The 16861-nt window shown below is 68.8% G+C and carries 15 protein-coding genes; 7 read left to right on the top strand and 8 right to left on the bottom strand.

The genetic code is table 11. The features are described from left to right. Positions 1 to 300 precede the first annotated feature (300 nt). Positions 301 to 2775, bottom strand: coding sequence for a DNA gyrase/topoisomerase IV subunit A (locus ACVFI9_RS09965; RefSeq protein ID WP_474766154.1), 2475 nt, complete (start codon positions 2773 to 2775; stop codon positions 301 to 303). 72 nt (positions 2776 to 2847) lie between these two features. Here ACVFI9_RS09965 and ACVFI9_RS09970 point away from each other — a divergent pair, with 72 nt between their 5' ends. Then, positions 2848 to 3996, top strand: coding sequence for an alkaline phosphatase family protein (locus ACVFI9_RS09970; RefSeq protein ID WP_474766156.1), 1149 nt, complete (start codon positions 2848 to 2850; stop codon positions 3994 to 3996). 38 nt (positions 3997 to 4034) lie between these two features. Here ACVFI9_RS09970 and ACVFI9_RS09975 read toward each other — a convergent pair whose 3' ends face one another. After that, positions 4035 to 4619, bottom strand: coding sequence for a DUF3043 domain-containing protein (locus tag ACVFI9_RS09975; RefSeq protein WP_474766158.1), 585 nt, complete (start codon positions 4617 to 4619; stop codon positions 4035 to 4037). Positions 4620 to 4656: 37 nt separating this feature from the next. Between ACVFI9_RS09975 and ACVFI9_RS09980 the strand changes: the two genes are divergently transcribed. The 5 genes from ACVFI9_RS09980 to ctaF all read left to right on the top strand — a co-directional run bounded on the left by ACVFI9_RS09980 (position 4657) and on the right by ctaF (position 9785). Further along, positions 4657 to 6081, top strand: coding sequence for a M20/M25/M40 family metallo-hydrolase (locus ACVFI9_RS09980; protein ID WP_474766160.1), 1425 nt, complete (start codon positions 4657 to 4659; stop codon positions 6079 to 6081). A gap of 100 nt (positions 6082 to 6181) precedes the next feature. Continuing rightward, a complete protein-coding gene (gene erpA, locus ACVFI9_RS09985; protein ID WP_474766161.1) occupies positions 6182 to 6532 on the top strand; it encodes an iron-sulfur cluster insertion protein ErpA in 351 nt (116 codons plus the stop codon). Between the two features lie 200 nt (positions 6533 to 6732). Continuing rightward, a complete protein-coding gene (gene ctaC / locus ACVFI9_RS09990) occupies positions 6733 to 7629 on the top strand; it encodes an aa3-type cytochrome oxidase subunit II (RefSeq protein WP_474766163.1) in 897 nt (298 codons plus the stop codon). Continuing rightward, positions 7626 to 9362: an aa3-type cytochrome oxidase subunit I gene (gene ctaD / locus ACVFI9_RS09995; protein WP_474766165.1), complete on the top strand. Its 1737-nt coding sequence runs from the start codon at positions 7626 to 7628 to the stop codon at positions 9360 to 9362. The genes ctaC and ctaD overlap by 4 nt, the downstream gene beginning before the upstream one ends. Next, positions 9363 to 9785 (top strand): aa3-type cytochrome oxidase subunit IV, encoded by a 423-nt coding sequence (gene ctaF, locus ACVFI9_RS10000; RefSeq protein WP_474766167.1) that lies wholly within the window; start codon positions 9363 to 9365, stop codon positions 9783 to 9785. Between the two features lie 74 nt (positions 9786 to 9859). Here the strand turns inward: ctaF and ACVFI9_RS10005 are convergent, their stop codons facing one another. Genes ACVFI9_RS10005 through ctaE form a run of 6 tightly spaced genes read right to left on the bottom strand, consistent with a single transcriptional unit; the run spans position 9860 to position 15651 of the window. Then, on the bottom strand, positions 9860 to 10513 hold the full coding sequence (locus ACVFI9_RS10005) for a methyltransferase domain-containing protein (RefSeq protein ID WP_474766168.1): 654 nt from the start codon (positions 10511 to 10513) through the stop codon (positions 9860 to 9862). 20 nt (positions 10514 to 10533) lie between these two features. Continuing rightward, on the bottom strand, positions 10534 to 11385 hold the full coding sequence (locus ACVFI9_RS10010; protein ID WP_474766170.1) for a methyltransferase domain-containing protein: 852 nt from the start codon (positions 11383 to 11385) through the stop codon (positions 10534 to 10536). A 32-nt stretch (positions 11386 to 11417) separates the two neighbouring features. After that, positions 11418 to 13055, bottom strand: a complete 1638-nt coding sequence (qcrB, locus tag ACVFI9_RS10015) for a cytochrome bc1 complex cytochrome b subunit (RefSeq protein WP_474766172.1) — start codon at positions 13053 to 13055, stop codon at positions 11418 to 11420. Beyond that, positions 13052 to 14128, bottom strand: coding sequence for a cytochrome bc1 complex Rieske iron-sulfur subunit (qcrA, locus tag ACVFI9_RS10020; protein ID WP_474766174.1), 1077 nt, complete (start codon positions 14126 to 14128; stop codon positions 13052 to 13054). The genes qcrB and qcrA overlap by 4 nt, the downstream gene beginning before the upstream one ends. Positions 14129 to 14166: 38 nt before the next feature. Beyond that, positions 14167 to 14961, bottom strand: coding sequence for a cytochrome bc1 complex diheme cytochrome c subunit (gene qcrC, locus ACVFI9_RS10025; RefSeq protein ID WP_474766176.1), 795 nt, complete (start codon positions 14959 to 14961; stop codon positions 14167 to 14169). Between the two features lie 51 nt (positions 14962 to 15012). Continuing rightward, positions 15013 to 15651 carry an aa3-type cytochrome oxidase subunit III gene (gene ctaE, locus ACVFI9_RS10030; RefSeq protein WP_474766178.1) on the bottom strand — a complete coding sequence of 213 codons (639 nt, stop codon included), beginning with the start codon at positions 15649 to 15651 and terminating at the stop codon, positions 15013 to 15015. Positions 15652 to 15781: 130 nt separating this feature from the next. On the opposite strand from ctaE, the gene trpD reads away from it, so the two are divergent. Beyond that, the gene (trpD, locus tag ACVFI9_RS10035) at positions 15782 to 16834 is read left to right on the top strand and encodes an anthranilate phosphoribosyltransferase (RefSeq protein ID WP_474766180.1); all 1053 of its coding nucleotides are present in this window, start codon (positions 15782 to 15784) and stop codon (positions 16832 to 16834) included. The last annotated feature ends 27 nt before the right edge of the window (positions 16835 to 16861 follow it).

Raw genomic sequence — 16861 nt, forward strand, 5'->3', positions numbered from 1 at the left:
GGCGGATGCCGCGGCCTCGACGACCACGCCCGAATATGCCTGCCGGTCGGGCCCGCGTCAAGTGCGACCACTGGCCCGACCGAACGGGAAGCACGAGTCGATGCCATCTGCACCGCGGGTCGGCGAAGGCGGTGCGGATGGCATCGACTCGCCGGGCCCTCGAGGCGTGCGCCAGCCACCTGCGCACGTCAGCCGCCTGCGCGCGGCAGGGACGCCGCGCGTCAACCCGACGCCGCGCGTCAGCCAGGTGCGCGTCAGCCAGGTGCGCGTCAGCCAGGTGCGCGTCGGCAGTGACGCGCGTCAGCCGATGCGCGACCCGACCGCGGCGACGACCGCCTCGAGCGGCTGCCCCGACGCATCGCGCTTGGCCCCGCCGTCGGGCAGTTGCCGCGCAGTGCCGTCGACGCCGACCGCGAGGGCGGGGGAGCGGCCCACCCAGGCGAGGTGCAGCGCGTCCTCGCCCTTCAGGAATCGTTGCGCGCGCACGCCACCCGTCGCCCGGCCCTTCGGCGGGAACTCGGAGAACGCGCTGACCTTGGCGCTACCGGGGTCGGTGCCGAGGAGCGTCTCGTTGCTCGCCGCGATCGTGACGACCACGGCGTCGGACGCGGCTTCGGCCGGCACGCTCGAGAAGTGGATCACGTGCGCGCCGGCGGCGAGGTTGATGCCCGCCATGCCGCCCGCCGGGCACCCCTGCGGGCGCACCGAGGCGGCGGGGAACCGCAGCAGCTGCGCATCGGATGCCACGAACACGAGCTCGTCGCCCTCGTCGCCCTGCACCGCACCGACGACCTCGTCGCCCGCCTTCAGGCCGATGACCTCGAACTCGGGCTTGTTGGGGTAGGCGCCGGTCGCCACGCGCTTGACCACGCCGAGCCTCGTGCCGAGCGCGATCGACCGCTCGGCGTCGAGCGAGACGATGGCGAGCACCTTCTCGTCTTTGTTCGGGAGGGCCAGGTAATCGGCCACACGGACCCCGGCTCCGAGTTGCACCGACGTCGGCGGCAGCATGGGGAGATCGACGGGCGTGAACCGGATGAGCCGTCCGAGGCTCGTGACGGCGCCGATCTCGGCCCGGCTCGTCGTGTCGAGCGTGGAGCGGATCGCGTCGTGCTTGCTCCGCCGCGCAGGCGGCGTTATCGTGACGGGCCCGTCGGCGCCGTCGGGCAGGTCGACCCGGGCGATGCGGCCGGTGGCGCTGAGGAGCACCCGGCACGGGACATCCATCACCTCGAGGTTGACCGGTGCGTGCTTCGCCGACGCGCGGGCGATGCTGGGGCGTGCGTCGGTGAGCAGGGTGCGTCGGGGCGTGCCGTATCGCTCGGCGACCTCCTCGAGCTCGTCGGAGACGAGCATCTCGATGCGGTGCCGGTTCGCGAGGATCTCCTCGAGCTCGGCGATCTCGGAGCGGAGCCGGTCGCGCTCGGCTTCGAGCTCGATGCGGGAGAACTTCGTGAGGCGGCGCAGACGCAGCTCGAGGATGTACTCGGCCTGCAGCTGGCTGAGGTCGAAGACGTCCATGAGGCGAACGCGCGCCTGGTCGGCCTCGTCGCTCGTGCGGATGACCTGGATGACCTCGTCGATGTCGAGTATCGCGATGAGGAGGCCCTCGACGAGGTGCAACCGCTCCTTGCGCCGCGCGAGCCGGAACTGCGAGCGCCTCGTCACGACCGAGATGCGGTGCGCCACGTAGACCTGCAGGAGCTCGCGCAGCCCGAGCGTCTGCGGGCCGCCGTCGACGAGTGCGACGTTGTTGATGTTGAACGACTCCTCGAGCGGCGTGAGCCGGTAGAGCTGCTCGAGTACCGCCTCGGGGTTGAAGCCCGTCTTGATGCCGATGACGAGACGCAGGCCCTTGGTGCGGTCGGTGAGATCGGTGACGTCGGAGATGCCGCTGATCTTCTTGGCGTTCACGCCGTCTTTGATCTTCTCGATGACCTTCTCGGGGCCGACGAGGTACGGCAGTTCGGTGACCACGAGGCCGACCTTGCGTGCGGTGATGTTCTCGACCGAGACCTTGGCGCGCGTCTTGAAGCTGCCGCGGCCGGTCGCGTAGGCGTCCTTGATGCCGGCGAGCCCGACGATCGTGCCGCCGGAGGGCAGGTCGGGTGCCGGCACGAACTCCATGAGCTCGTCGAGGGTCGCGTCGGGGTTCGCGATGAGGTGCCGTGCCGCGCCGACGACCTCGATGAGGTTGTGGGGCGCCATGTTCGTGGCCATGCCCACGGCGATGCCGCTCGCCCCGTTGACGAGGAGGTTCGGGTAGGCGGCGGGCATGACCTCGGGCTGCTGGGCCGAGTTGTCGTAGTTCGGCACGAAGTCCACGACGTCTTCGTCGAGGCCTTCGGTCATCGCGAGCGCCGGCGCGGCGAGCCGCGCCTCGGTGTAACGCGGCGCCGCAGGGCCGTCGTCGAGCGACCCGAAGTTGCCGTGCCCGTCGATGAGCGGCACCCGCAGGGTGAACGGCTGCGCCATGCGCACGAGCGCGTCGTAGATGGCCGTGTCGCCGTGCGGGTGGTACTTGCCCATGACGTCGCCCACGACGCGCGACGACTTCACGTGCCCGCGGTCGGGGCGCAGGCCCATCTCTGACATGCCGAACAGGATGCGTCGCTGCACGGGCTTGAGCCCGTCGCGGGCGTCGGGAAGCGCCCGGGAGTAGATGACCGAATAGGCGTACTCGAGGAACGAGCCCTGCATCTCGGTGGCGACGTCGACGTCTTCGATGCGTTCGGCGATCGGCTCGTCTGCGGGCGGGTTCTTGGCTCGGGTCATCCGTCGTCTCTGGGTGAGGTGCTCGGCACGTGGGGGAATGGGCCGCGCCCGGCCTGTGCCAGACTGGGCGCGATGCCTGCAATGCTACCGGTGCCCGCCGTCAGTGCCCCGAGGCTTGCCGGGGTGCTCGGCAGTTCGCTCGCCAGCCTCGACGCGCAGGCGAACGCGTTCGATCTGCCCGCGGCATCCGGTGCCGTGGTCGTGCTCGTCGACGGGCTCGGGGCGGCGAACATCCAGGCCCGTGCCGGTCACGCCCGATTCCTGGCGGGGCGGATGTCGCGACGCGACGTGATCCGCACGGTGCTGCCCTCGACGACCGCGGCGGGCATCGCGAGCTTCACCACCGGGCGGATGCCGGGCGAGCACGGACTCGTCGGATACCGGGTGCTCGACCGCGCCAACGACCGCGTCGTGAACCAGCTCACCGGCTGGGACGCCCGGATGCCGCCGGAGACCTGGCAGCGCGTGCCGACGCTCTTCGAGACGGCCCGGGAGTCCGGCATCTCGAGCTTCGCCGTGGGCTCGGCCAAGCACATCGGGTCGGGATTCTCACGCGCGGTGCTGCGCGGCACCGAGTACCGGGCGGGTTCGACGATCGCCGAGTCGTTCGCCGCGGCGCTCGACGTGGCGCGGAGCGAGCCGAGGGCCCTCGTGTACGTGTACGTGTCGGAGCTCGATCGCATCGCGCACGCGCACGGCTGGGAGTCCGATCGCTGGCTCGCGACGCTCGAGCAGCTCGACGCCGAGGTCGCCTCGTTCGAGCGAGACCTGCCTCGGGGCGTGGGGCTGCTGCTGACGGCCGACCACGGCATCATCGACGTCCCGGCGCATCGCCACGTGTTCGTCGACGCGCGACCCGAGCTGCTCGACGGCGTGCGGCACGTCGCCGGCGAGCCGCGATTCCTCTCGCTCGCCCTCGAACCCGGGCTCGACGAGGCCGCGCGCGCGGCGCTCCTCGATGGCTGGCGCGCGGCGGAGGGACATCGCGCCTGGGTGCTCGGACGGGATGAGGCGATCGAGGCCGGCGTGTTCGGTCCGGTCGCCGACGAGGTGCGGGACCGCATCGGCGACATCCTCATCGCGGCGCGCTCGGGCGTCGCCTACTACGACCGCCGGGAGGCCAACCGGCAGGGCGAGTCGATGGTCGGCCAGCACGGCTCGCTCACCGACGAGGAGACCCGCGTGCCGCTCATCCGCGGGGGAGCGTACGCGCGCACCTGACGACGATCGACGCGGCCCGCCCAGGGCCGGCGCGCGATTCAGACGGGGTACTGACCGCGCTTGACCTGCGGCTTCGGCAGGCGCAGCGGGCGAAGCTGGAGAGCCCGCATCGCGGCGTACCAGCGCACCCGTTCGACCTTGTCCTCGCCGAACTTCGCCTTCAGCTTGCGGGTGAGGACGAAGCCGAGGATGACGACGTCGACCACCGCGATGAGGAAGAACGCCCAGAGCGCCATGATGCCGATCGCCTGCACCTCCGCGCTCGGCACGAACGTGAGCAGGATGATCAGGAACATGAACGGGATGAGGATCTCGCCGATGCTGAAGCGGGCGTCGACGTAGTCGCGCACGTACTTCTTCTGCGGTCCGCGATCGCGCGTGGGCAGGTACTTGTCCTCACCCATCGCCATGCCGACACGCGCACGTTCGCGCGCGGCCGCCTGCTGGGTCCGCGCCTGCTTCGCCGCTTCCTTGCGGTCGTTCGGCACGAGCGGGCGCTTGCGCGCGGCCTCGCGCTCGGCACGGCTCGGCGTGGGCGCGCCCTTGCCGGCCTTCGGGGTGACGGATGCCTCGTCGTCGGCGCCGGCCTCGGGCGCAGGGGTGTTGGTGGGGTGTTTTGCCACGGGAGTCCTCGAATCGGTTGCCCTTAAGATTACCGGCATGACCCAGACCGAACCCACCGGATCCGCGGTCGTCGACGCCCACGAGGCCGTCGACGCCGTCCGCACCGCCGTCGACGCCGGATTCCCCGCGACCGTCGCCGATCTCGCCCGCCTCGTGCGCATCCCATCCGTCTCCTGGCCCGCCTTCGATCCCGCCCACGTGGCGACGAGCGCCGAGGCCGTCGCCGAGCTGCTCCGTGGCACGGGCGTGTTCGACGTGGTGGACGTGCGCCGGGCGCCGGTCGCCGACGGGTCCGAACTCGGGCAGCCGGCCGTGGTCGCGAGCCGCCCGGCCCGCAACGGTCGGCCGACGGTGCTGCTCTACGCGCACCACGACGTGCAGCCCCCCGGCAAGGACGAGGACTGGGAGACGCCGCCGTTCGAGCCGACCCAGCGCGGCGATCGCCTGCACGGTCGCGGTGCCGCCGACGACAAGGCCGGCATCATGGCGCACGTCGGCTCCATCCGGGCCTTCGCCGAGGTCGCGGGGGACTTCGACCTCGGCCTCGCGGTCTTCATCGAGGGCGAGGAGGAATGGGCGTCGCGCTCGTTCGCGAACTTCCTGCACGAGAACCGCGACCTCCTCGCCGCCGACGCCATCATCGTGGCCGACTCCGGCAACTGGGACCTCGAGACGCCCGCCATCACCGTCGCGTTGCGCGGCGCCGTGGCCTTCAACCTCCGCATCGACACGCTCGCGCACGCGTCGCACTCCGGCATGTACGGAGGTGCCGCTCCCGATGCGATGATGGCGGCCATCCGCCTGCTCGACTCCATGTGGGCCGAGGACGGCTCGGTCGCCGTCGAGGGGCTGCGCAGCGCCGACCTCGAGACCCCGCCCTACGACGAGGCGCAGCTCCGCGCCGAGGCCGGGTTGCTCGAGGGGGTCACGCCGATCGGCGCCGCCACCCTGCTGTCACGCATCTGGGCGCAGCCGTCGATCACCGTGACCGGCATCGACGCACCGGATGTCGCGAACGCGTCGAACACGCTCGTCCCGGGCGTGCGCGTGCGGGTGAGCGCCCGCATCGCGCCCGGGCAGGACGCCGGGGAGGCGTTCGACGCCATCCGCACCCACCTCGAGGCGCACGCTCCGTTCGGCGCCCACCTCGCCTTCGAGGACGTCGACCGCGGTCAGGCGTTCCTCGTCGACACGAGCGGGTGGGCGGTGACCGAGACGCGCGCGGCCATGGCCGAGGCGTGGGGGAGGGAGCCCGTCGAGATCGGGGTGGGCGGCTCCATCCCGTTCATCGCCGAACTCGTCGACGAGTTCCCCGACGCGCAGATCCTCGTGACCGGCGTCGAGGACCCCGACTCGCGCGCGCACAGCCCGAACGAGTCGCTCCACCTCGGCGTGTTCAAGCGCGCACTTCTCGCGGAGGCGCTGTTCTTCGCGAGGCTCGAGGCTCGGACGGGTTCCTGAGCGCTCCCGACGATTCCCGAGCGCGCATGGGGTGGACACCCATGTGCGCCGGTTACCATGGGATGAGAGATCCGCGTTACCCGACGCACTGAGGAGAGACATGAGCGACACGATCACCGAGACGATCCACGGCGTGAAGCTGACCGACACCGCCGCAGGCAAGGTCCGCAGCCTCCTCGAGCAGGAGGGCCGCGACGACCTCCGGCTGCGCGTCGCAGTGCAGCCCGGCGGATGCTCCGGCCTGATCTACCAGCTCTACTTCGACGAGCGCCTGCTCGACGGCGATGCGGTCGTCGACTTCTCGGGCGTCGAGGTCGTCGTCGACAAGATGAGTGTGCCGTACCTCGATGGCGCCTCGATCGATTTCGAGGACACCATCCAGAAGCAGGGGTTCACGATCGACAACCCGAACGCGCAGGGCAGCTGCGCCTGCGGGGACTCGTTCCACTGATCCGGGCCTGAAACCACTCCCGAAGGGAGGCCGCGTGAGCGGCCTCCCTTCGGCGTTTCAGCCGATTGCAGGCGAATTCGCCGCTCGAGAGGCCGGACACCGTCCTCCGGTGCACACCCCGGCGGCCGAGTCGGAGTAGGCTAGTGACCGATCACCGCGCTTCACTGTGAAGCGCCTTCGAGTCTCCCGAAAGGTCACCGGTGCGCCACAATCGCCGTCTCCGATGGGCTGCTATTCCGATTGCAGCGTCGCTCAGCCTCGTCCTCGCCGGATGCACGCAGGCCCAGCTGAACGGATTCCTTCCGGGGTTCGAGGAGGGAGCCGGTCCGACCACCAATCACACCGAGCGCATCTCCGGCCTCTGGGTGACGTCGTGGATCGTGCTCCTCGTGGTCGGCCTCCTGACGTGGGGGCTCACGATCTGGGCGGTGATCGCGTACCGCCGTCGCAAGGGCCAGACCGGTCTTCCGGTGCAGCTGCGCTACAACATGCCGATCGAGGTCTTCTACACGATCGTGCCGCTCATCTTCGTGCTCGGGTTCTTCGCCTTCACGGCGCGCGACCAGGCGGCGATCGAGCAGCGCTTCGCCGAAGACGAGATCGACGTGAGCATCGAGGTCATCGGCAAGCAGTGGTCGTGGGACTTCAACTACGTCGATGAGGACGTCTACGAGGTCGGCATCCAGGCGCAGCCCACCGACGAGGGGCCCGCCGGTTCGGTCACCGACATCCCGACGCTGTACCTGCCCGTCGGGCAGAACGTCGAGCTCAAGCTCGAGGCGCGCGACGTGATCCACTCGTTCTGGGTCGTGGACTTCCTCTACAAGAAGGACATGATCCCCGGCCAGACGAACTACATGTCGTTCGTCCCCGAGCGCGAGGGCACCTACGCCGGCAAGTGCGCCGAACTCTGCGGCGAGTACCACTCGCTCATGCTCTTCAACGTCGAGGTCGTCTCCCAGGAGGAGTACGACGCGTACATCGAGTCCCTCCGCGACGCCGGCCAGGAGGGCCAGCTCTCCGTCGAATACGATCGCCGCCAGAACCAGCCCGGCACGGGCGCGCCCGAACTGAAAGAGGAGCACGAAGCCGAATGAGCACCACGACCGCACCGGCTCGACCGCAGTCGAGCAGCCTGCCGTTCGGTACCTCCAAGGTCGAGCGCAAGGGCAACACCCTCGTCAGGTGGATCACGACCACTGATCACAAGGTCATCGGGTACCTCTACCTGATCACCTCGTTCATCTACTTCTGCATCGGCGGCGTCATGGCGCTGATCATCCGCGCCCAGCTGTTCGAGCCCGGGCTCGAGATCGTGCAGACGCGCGAGCAGTACAACCAGCTGTTCACCATGCACGGCACGATCATGCTGCTGATGTTCGCGACGCCGCTGTTCGCGGGCTTCGCGAACGTGCTGATGCCGCTGCAGATCGGCGCGCCCGACGTCGCGTTCCCGCGTCTGAACGCGCTGGCGTACTGGTTCTTCAACTTCGGTTCGCTCATCGCGGTCGCGGGCTTCTTCACGCCGCAGGGCGCCGCGTCGTTTGGCTGGTTCGCGTATCAACCACTCGCCTCGACGACCTTCTCTCCGGGTATCGGCGGCAATCTCTGGATGGTCGGCCTCGGCCTGTCGGGCTTCGGCACGATCCTCGGTGGCGTGAACTTCATCACGACGATCATCACCATGCGTGCGCCCGGCATGACCATGTTCCGCATGCCGATCTTCACCTGGAACACGCTCGTCACGTCGATCCTGATCCTGATGGTGTTCCCGGTCCTCGCGGCGGCGATCCTCGCCGCGGCGGCCGACCGCATCCTCGGAGCACACATCTACGATCCCGCCAACGGCGGTGTGATCCTGTGGCAGCACCTCTTCTGGTTCTTCGGCCACCCCGAGGTGTACATCATCGCGCTGCCGTTCTTCGGCATCGTCTCCGAGGTCTTCCCGGTCTTCAGCCGCAAGCCGATCTTCGGATACAAGACCCTCATCTACGCGACGATCGCCATCGCGGCGCTGTCCGTCACCGTGTGGGCGCACCACATGTACGTCACCGGATCCGTGCTGCTGCCGTGGTTCGCGTTGATGACCATGCTCATCGCTGTGCCGACGGGCGTGAAGATCTTCAACTGGGTCGGCACGATGTGGCGGGGATCCGTCACGTTCGAGACCCCGCTCGTGTGGGCGATCGGCTTCCTCATCACGTTCGTGTTCGGTGGTCTCACCGGCGTGATCCTCGCGTCGCCGCCGCTCGACTTCCACGTCTCCGACACCTACTTCGTGGTGGCGCACTTCCACTACGTCGTGTTCGGCACGGTCGTGTTCGCGATGTTCTCGGGCTTCTACTTCTGGTGGCCCAAGTGGACCGGCAAGATGCTCAACGAGACGCTGGGCAAGTGGCACTTCTGGCTGCTGTTCATCGGCTTCCACACGACGTTCCTCATCCAGCACTGGCTCGGTGTGGTGGCCATGCCGCGTCGGTACTACTCGTACCTGCCGGAAGACAACGTCACGTGGATGAACCAGCTGTCGACGGTCGGCGCGGCCATCCTCGCCGTCTCGATGGTTCCGTTCTTCCTGAACGTGTACATCACGGCCCGCCGGGCGCCCAAGGTCACGGTGAACGACCCATGGGGCTACGGCCGCTCGCTCGAGTGGGCGACCAGCTGCCCGCCGCCGCGACACAACTTCACGTCGATCCCGCGCATTCGCTCCGAGTCGCCGGCGTTCGACCTCAACCACCCCGAGGCGGGCATCCCGGTCGGCATCGGCCCGGCCAAGGACGCACCAGACGCCCCCGTGTACGACGCCGCGACGAAGGAAGTCAAGTAGATGCGCGCGAATGTCATCCTCTTCTGGATCCTGTTCGTCTTCTTCGCCCTGTCCGCCGTGGTCTACGCGTACTGGACTTGGCTCGACGAGCTGCAGCCCGGCATCGAGCCCGCGGGAACCGTGGCGCTCGCGCTCACGGCGGTGTTGGCGGCGTTCATCGCGTTCTATCTCGGTCGCGTGCACAAGGCGCAGGGCGCCGAGCTGCCCGAGGATCGTCTCGACGCGAACATCGACGACGGCGACCCCGAGCTCGGGTTCTTCAGCCCCTGGAGCTGGTGGCCCATCACGCTCGCAGCCGCCGCGGCGCTCGGCTTCCTGTCGTTGGCTGTCGGCTGGTGGATGTTCCCCATCGCCTTCGTGCTCTTCCTCGTGGCCATCGTCGGGTGGGTGTACGAGTACTACCGCGGCAACTTCGCCCGCTGACGCAAGCACGCCTGAGAACGGAACGCCCCGGCAGTCACGCCGGGGCGTTTCCCGTTTCTCGCACGGCATTCCGATCACGTGCGCGTCGCCGCGATGACCCACCAACTCGGTCCGGCACGCAAGCGGTGCAGCGCGAAGCCCGCCTCACGGAGGACTCGGTACATCGCGTCGGGGGAGTGGACATAGCCGCGATAGTCTCGACCGCGTATCCGCATCCAGGCGTTGCCCATGCCCACCATGGCGAGCGTGAGCCACGTTCGGGGCGGATGGCTGAACACGACGGCACGGCGGGCGTGCGCCGCGGCGGCCGCGAGGAGCTGTAAGGAGTCGGGGTAGCAGCAGACGACGCGGTGGAGGACCACGTAGTCGGCCGTGCCGACGTCGGCGGCGTTCGATGCCAGGTCGAGACCCACATGACGCGTCGCCCGATCCGCGAAGCCACGCTCGGCGAGCAGGGCCCCCGCGTCGGACTCGTAGGCACCGGACAGTTCCAGGTTGGTCGTGGCGGCCGCTCCGCGCGCGAGCAGCTCGAGCTGGATCTCACCCACACCGCCGCCGATCTCGAGCACGGTGCGGTCCGCCAAGCCCATCGAGGCGAGGCGGTCGACGATCGGCCGCTCGACGGTGGTGAGTCCGTGCCGTCGGTACCGTCGCGCGCGATCATGAGCGAAGCGCTCGTCGAACACGCTCTCGTAGCGGGCCGATCCCGGACAGCAGCAATCGGGCATGTGGCCAGTATGCACCCGCCTCAGCCCGGCGGCGACGCGAGTTCGAAGGTGAGGACATCCACCGCGATCGTCACGTCGATCGTCCGCTCGACGGAGCCGACGGCGAGTGCGGCGGAGTGGTGTGCCGACGGGCCCATTCCCGCGAGCAGCGAGCGAGTGCCGGGGCCCGTCTCGATCAGGTACTGCACCTTGTGGGCGCCACGTCGTGCAAAGCCGGCGGCGGTGAGCAACTCCGTCACGGCGTGCGTCTTCGCCGCAGGGATGTCGAGGAGCAGATCGAGCTCACGCAGCTCCCGCAGGTGGTCTGCGCGCGGAACGACCACGACGAGTCGACCGCCCGGCCGCAGGACCCTGGCGAACTCGCTCGGAGAGCGAGGCGCGAACACGTTCAGGATCACATCGGCGACCTGGGTGCGCAGCGGCAGGGGTCGCCAGATGTCGAGTACGACGCCCGTGGCGCCGGGAAGCGACCGCAGTGCAGACCGAACCGCGTGCGGCGATCGGTCGGCGACGAGGAAGGTCGCGTCGGCCCGGGCCTCATCGAGCTGTGCCGCGTAGTACCCGGTGCCGCAGCCGAGGTCGGCGACCCGAGGCCGTCCGCCCGAGTACGCCGCGCCGTCGGGCAGCGCCGCTCGCGTGAGCTCCTCGGCGATCGGCAGGTAGGCGCCGCGGCCGAGGAGCGCGGCACGCGCGGAGAGCATGTCGCGGTCGTCGCCGACGGTGCGTGGCGCCTTGGGATCCAGCAGGGTGAGGTAGCCGTACCTGGAGCGATCGAACCGATGGCCGTGCTCGCATCCGAGGACGCGCTCGTCGACGGGCGCGAGGTCGGCGAAGCAGTTCGGGCACCGGAACCACGTCGAATCGATCGACATGGTGCCCGGTGCCCGAATCGCGGCCGGTCGGCTCAGTGCTGGCTGGTGGTCTCCACGGCCTCCTGGTGCGTGTGGTGCGCCGCCTCGAGCTCACCGCGGGTGACCGGCGCGATGCGGTCCTCGAAGAACCATCGCGACAGCGCGGCGCGGAGGCGCTGACCGCCCGTGATCTTGCCGCGGGCGTTCGGGCGCAGCATGAGCGGCTCGTAGGACTCGAAGCTCACGAGGCGCCAGCGGTCGTACTCGTCGAGGGGCTGGTGCACCTCGATGAACTCGCCGCCCGGCAGCTTCACGATGCGACCCGACTCGTAGCCGTGCAGGACGATCTCGCGGTCCTTCTTCTGGAGCGCGATGCAGACGCGCTTGGTGATGAAGTAGGCGATGAACGGTCCGATGATCACCACGGCCTGCAGCGCGTGGATCACGCCCTCCATGGTCAGCAGGAAGTGCGTCGCGAGGAGGTCGGAGCTGGCCGCCGCCCAGAGGCCGGCGTAGAACGTGACACCCGCGGCGCCGATCGCCGTACGGGTGGGCGCGTTGCGCGGACGGTCGGCGATGTGGTGCTCGCGCTTGTCGCCCTTGATCCAGGCCTCGATGAACGGGTAGAACATCACGGTCACGATGAAGCCACCGAGCACGACGAGCGGGACGATGATGTTGAACGACCAGGTGCGGTCGAGCCACACGAACTCCCAGCCCGGCGGGATGAGTCGCAGGGCACCGTCGGCGAAGCCGATGTACCAGTCGGGCTGCGTACCGGCGGAGACGGGGGACGGGTCGTAGGGGCCGTAGTTCCAGATCGGGTTGATCGTGAAGAGCGACGCGATGAGCGACACGACACCGAAGATGATGAACATGAAGCCGCCGGCCTTGGCCGCGTAGATCGGCAGGATGGGCGGGCCGACGGAGTTCGTCGGCTCGCGTCCGGGACCGGCGAACTGCGTGTGCTTGTGGATGAACACGTAGCCGACGTGCACCGCGATGAGCGCCACGACGAGGGCGGGCAGCAGCAGGATGTGCAGCGTGTACAGGCGGCCGACGATCGCCGTGCCCGGGAACTCTCCGCCGAAGAGCAGGAACGACGTCCACGTGCCGATCAGCGGGATGCCCTTGACCATGCCGTCGATGATGCGGAGGCCGTTTCCGGAGAGCAGGTCGTCGGGGAGCGAGTACCCGGTGAAGCCCTCGGCCATCGCGAGGATGAAGAGGAGGAAGCCGAACACCCAGTTGATCTCGCGGGGCTTGCGGAATGCGCCCGTGAAGAACACGCGGAGCATGTGCAGGCCGATGGCCGCCACGAACAGCAGTGCCGCCCAGTGGTGCATCTGGCGCACGAAGAGCCCGCCGCGGATGTCGAACGAGATGTCGAGCGTCGACGCCATCGCCACCGACATCTCCACGCCCTTGAGCGGCACGTAGGAGCCGTCGTAGTGCACCTCGGCCATCGACGCCTGGAAGAAGAACGTCAGGAAGGTACCGGAGACGAGGATGACGATGAAGCTGAAGAGTGCGACCTCGCCGAGGAGGAACGACCAGTGGTCGGGGAAGGCCTTGCGACCGAGGCCCTTGATCGCGACCGCGATGCCGGTGCGGTCGTTGACGTATTCCGATGCCGCCGCCGTGAAGGAGCGCTTCTCAGGCGCGGTTGCTCGGGTCGATGCGGTGCTCAATGACGCTCCCAGAAGCTCGGGCCGACGGGTTCGGTGAAGTCGCTCTGTGCGATGAGGTAGCCCTCATCGTCGACGGCGATCGGAAGCTGCGGCAGCGGGCGCTTGGCCGGGCCGAAGATGACCTCGCAGTGGTTCGTCACGTCGAACTGCGACTGGTGGCAGGGGCAGAGCAGGTGGTGCGTCTGCTGCTCGTAGAGGGCCACGGGGCATCCGACGTGCGTGCAGATCTTCGAGTAGGCGACGATGCCCTGGTACGACCAGTCGGCTCGCTCGGGCGACTCCTTGAGGTCGGTCGGGTCGAGGCGCATCAGGAGGACGGCGGCCTTGGCCTTCTCCTCGAGCCTGCCGTGCTCGAGGTCGTTGAGGCCCTCGGGGATCACGTGGAATGCGCTGCCGAGCGTGACGTCGGAGGCCTTGATCGGCACGCCCGACGGGTCGAGCGCGAGGCGCGTGCCCTGCTTCCACATCGTGTGGCTGAGCAACGCGACCGGGTCCTGGTCTTGGGGGGCGAAGCCACGGAAGAGCACGATGGCCGGCAGCGGGAGCGCGATGAGCGCACCGATGAGGCTGTTGCGGATGACCGTGCGACGGCTGAAGCCCGACTCCTCGTCGGCCTGGCGGAAGACCTCCACGGCGCCCTGCCTGGTCGCCTCGGTGGAGCCGATGGGGTGGCGGGTGTCGATCGACTCGGCCGAGGTCATCAGCGACTTGCCCCAGTGCACCGCGCCGAAGCCGATGCCGAGGAGCGCCAGCGTGACGCCGAGTCCGATGAACATGTTGTTCAGGCGCACGGCACCGACGTCGTTCGACTCGATGGGGAACAGCATGTACGCCGCGATGGCCCAGACACTGCCGAGGATCGAGAGGTAGAACAGCGTGAAGACGGTGCGCTGCGCGCGTCCCTCGCGCTTGGGGTCCTCGTCGGTGACACGAGGACGGTGCGGCTCGAAGCCGGGGTTCTCGAACGCATCGCGGGGGATGACTGCCGTGCCGGTCGAACCGGCGAACTCCTGCTCGGCGTGCGACGAGTCGGCAGCGACGAGCTCGGCGCCGCTGTGGTCGTCCTGGGCCATGGTTCTCCTTCTTCAGCTGCTTCGGTGCCGGGCGTGCGCTAGTTGGACTTCGCCGTGATCCACACGGTGATCGCGACGATCGCGCCGAGACCGAATATCCAGATGAACAGGCCCTCAGCGACCGGACCGAGCGAGCCGAGCTCGAAACCGCCGGGGGAGCGGTTGTCTTGGACGTACTTGAGGTACGTGATGATGTCGCGCTTGTCTTCGGGCGAGATGTTCAGGTCGTTGAAGACCGGCATGTTCTGCGGGCCGGTGACCATGGCCTCGTAGATGTGCACCCCCGAGACATTCGTCAGCGCGGGAGCGAACTTGCCCTCGGTGAGCGCGCCGCCGGCGCCGGCCACGTTGTGGCACATGGCGCAGTTGATGCGGAACAGCTCGGCGCCGTTGGCCGCATCGCCACCGCCGTTGACGAGGTGCTCGGCGGGGATGTCGGGGCCGGGCCCGAGCGACGCCACGTAGTAGGCGAGCTGCTTGACCTGCTCATCGGTGAACTGCGGCGGCTTGACCTGCGCCTGCGGGCCCTGCATCTGCATGGGCATGCGGCCGGTGCCGACCTGGAAGTCGACGGATGCCGCGCCGACGCCGATGAGGCTCGGTCCGGCGTCGGTGCCCTGCGCCTCCAGGCCGTGGCACGTCGCGCAGTTCGCCTGGAAGAGCTTCTTGCCCTCCTCGATCGTCTCCTGAGACGTGGGCTCGGCCTCGGCCTGAGCCACGGAGCCGGTGCTCAGCGCCGCATACGCCCCGCCGGTGAAGACGAGTCCGAGGGCCAGCAGCGCAACCGTGGCGATCGGATGACGGCGGCCGGTGCGTCGCGTCGAGCGGTTCATCGATTTCTTCCTGTTCACGGTCATGCTGTTCGTGGCGCTCCTGCTGCGGGCTTACTTGAGGACGTAGATGACGAGGAACAGGCCGATCCACACGACGTCGACGAAGTGCCAGTAGTACGACACCACGATGGCGCTGGTGGCCTCGCGGTGGCCGAAGTTCTTGACGGCGAACACGCGACCGATGACGAGGAGGAACGCGATCAGACCACCCGTGACGTGCAGGCCGTGGAAGCCGGTGGTGAGGTAGAACGCGGAGCCATAGGCGTTCGAGTCGATCGCGATGCCCTCGGAGACGAGCTGCGCGTACTCCCAGATCTGGCCGGCGACGAAGATGGCGCCCATGGCGTAGGTGAGGAAGAACCACTCGACCATGCCCCACTGCGTCGGCTTCCAGCCGGTGGCATAGGGCTGGAGCCGCTCGGCCGCGAACACGCCGAACTGGCAGGTGAACGACGACAGCACGAGGATGATCGTGTTCGTCAGCGAGAACGGGAAGTTCAGGCGATCCGCCTCGAACCCCCACAACTCGGGCGACATCGACCGCAGCGTGAAGTAGATCGCGAACAGACCAGCGAAGAACATGACCTCGCTGCCGAGCCAGACGATCGTGCCCACCGCGACGGTGTTCGGTCGTTTGATCACGGGCGCGCTCGCCTGATAAGTGATTGAGGTGCTCGTCACGCACACCATTATGGCTGAAATCGCGGCTGAGTTTTCGTCAGCCCGGACACCCGTGTCCGTTCGACCATCGGGGTCTCCCGAGATTCCGGTGTGCCGGAGCCGGGAATCTGCCCAGAATCAGGGCGGATAGGATCATTGCATGCCCACCCGACAGCATTGGCCGACCATCATCTCCGCGCTCCTGGAGGGCGAAGACCTCAGCGTGTCGGACGCCGCGTGGTGCATGGAGCAGGTCATGACCGGCACCGTCACCCCGGCGCAGCTGGCCGGATTCCTCGTCGCCCTCAGCGTCAAGGGCGAGACGGTCGACGAGATCGTCGGGTTCCGCGACGCGGTGCTCGAACACGCGGTGCCGCTGCCCGTCGACCCCATGGCGCTCGACATCGTGGGCACCGGCGGCGACCGGTTCGGCACGGTGAACGTCTCGACCATGGCCTCGGTCGTGGCCGCGGCATCCGGAGTCCCCGTGATCAAGCACGGCAACCGGGCTGCGAGCTCGTCGTCGGGCTCGTCCGATGTACTGGCCGCGCTCGGGCTCGACCTCTCGCTGCCCGCCGAACGTGTGGCAGAGGTGCTCGGCGAGGCCGGCATCACGTTCGCGTTCGCGGGTGCCTTCCACCCGGGCTTCCGGCACGCGGGGCCCGTACGCTCCGAGCTCGGCGTCCCCACGGTGTTCAATTTCCTCGGACCGCTGTGCAACCCGGCGCGCCCCGAGGCCTCCGCGGTGGGCGTCGCGAACCTCGACCGAGTGCCGCTCATCGTCGGCGTGTTCCAGACGCGCGGCGCCACGGCGCTGGTGTTCCGCGGCGACGACGGCCTCGACGAGCTCACCACCACCGGGCACAGCCACATCTGGGAGGTGTCGCGCGGCATGGTCAAGGAGCACGATCTCGACCCGCGGGAGCTCGGCATCCAGCGCACGACGATCGAGGAGCTCGTCGGCGGCGACGCCGCCCACAACGCCGAGATCGTGCGGCGCGTGCTCGGCGGCGAGCGCGGGCCGGTGCGCGACATCGTCGTGCTCAACGCCGCCGCGGGCCTCGCGTCGTTCGAACTCGCGAAGGACCCGACCCAGTTCCAGCGCGCCGTGCTCGACCGGTTCCACGACAAGCTCGCGGTGGCCGAGGAGGCCATCGACAGCGGCGCCGCGGAGCGCAAGCTCGAGGAGTGGATCGCCGCCACGAAGCGGTGACGACGAAGGGCCCCGCGGATGCCGCGG

This window comes from Agromyces sp. NSFZ, from assembly GCF_056156205.1.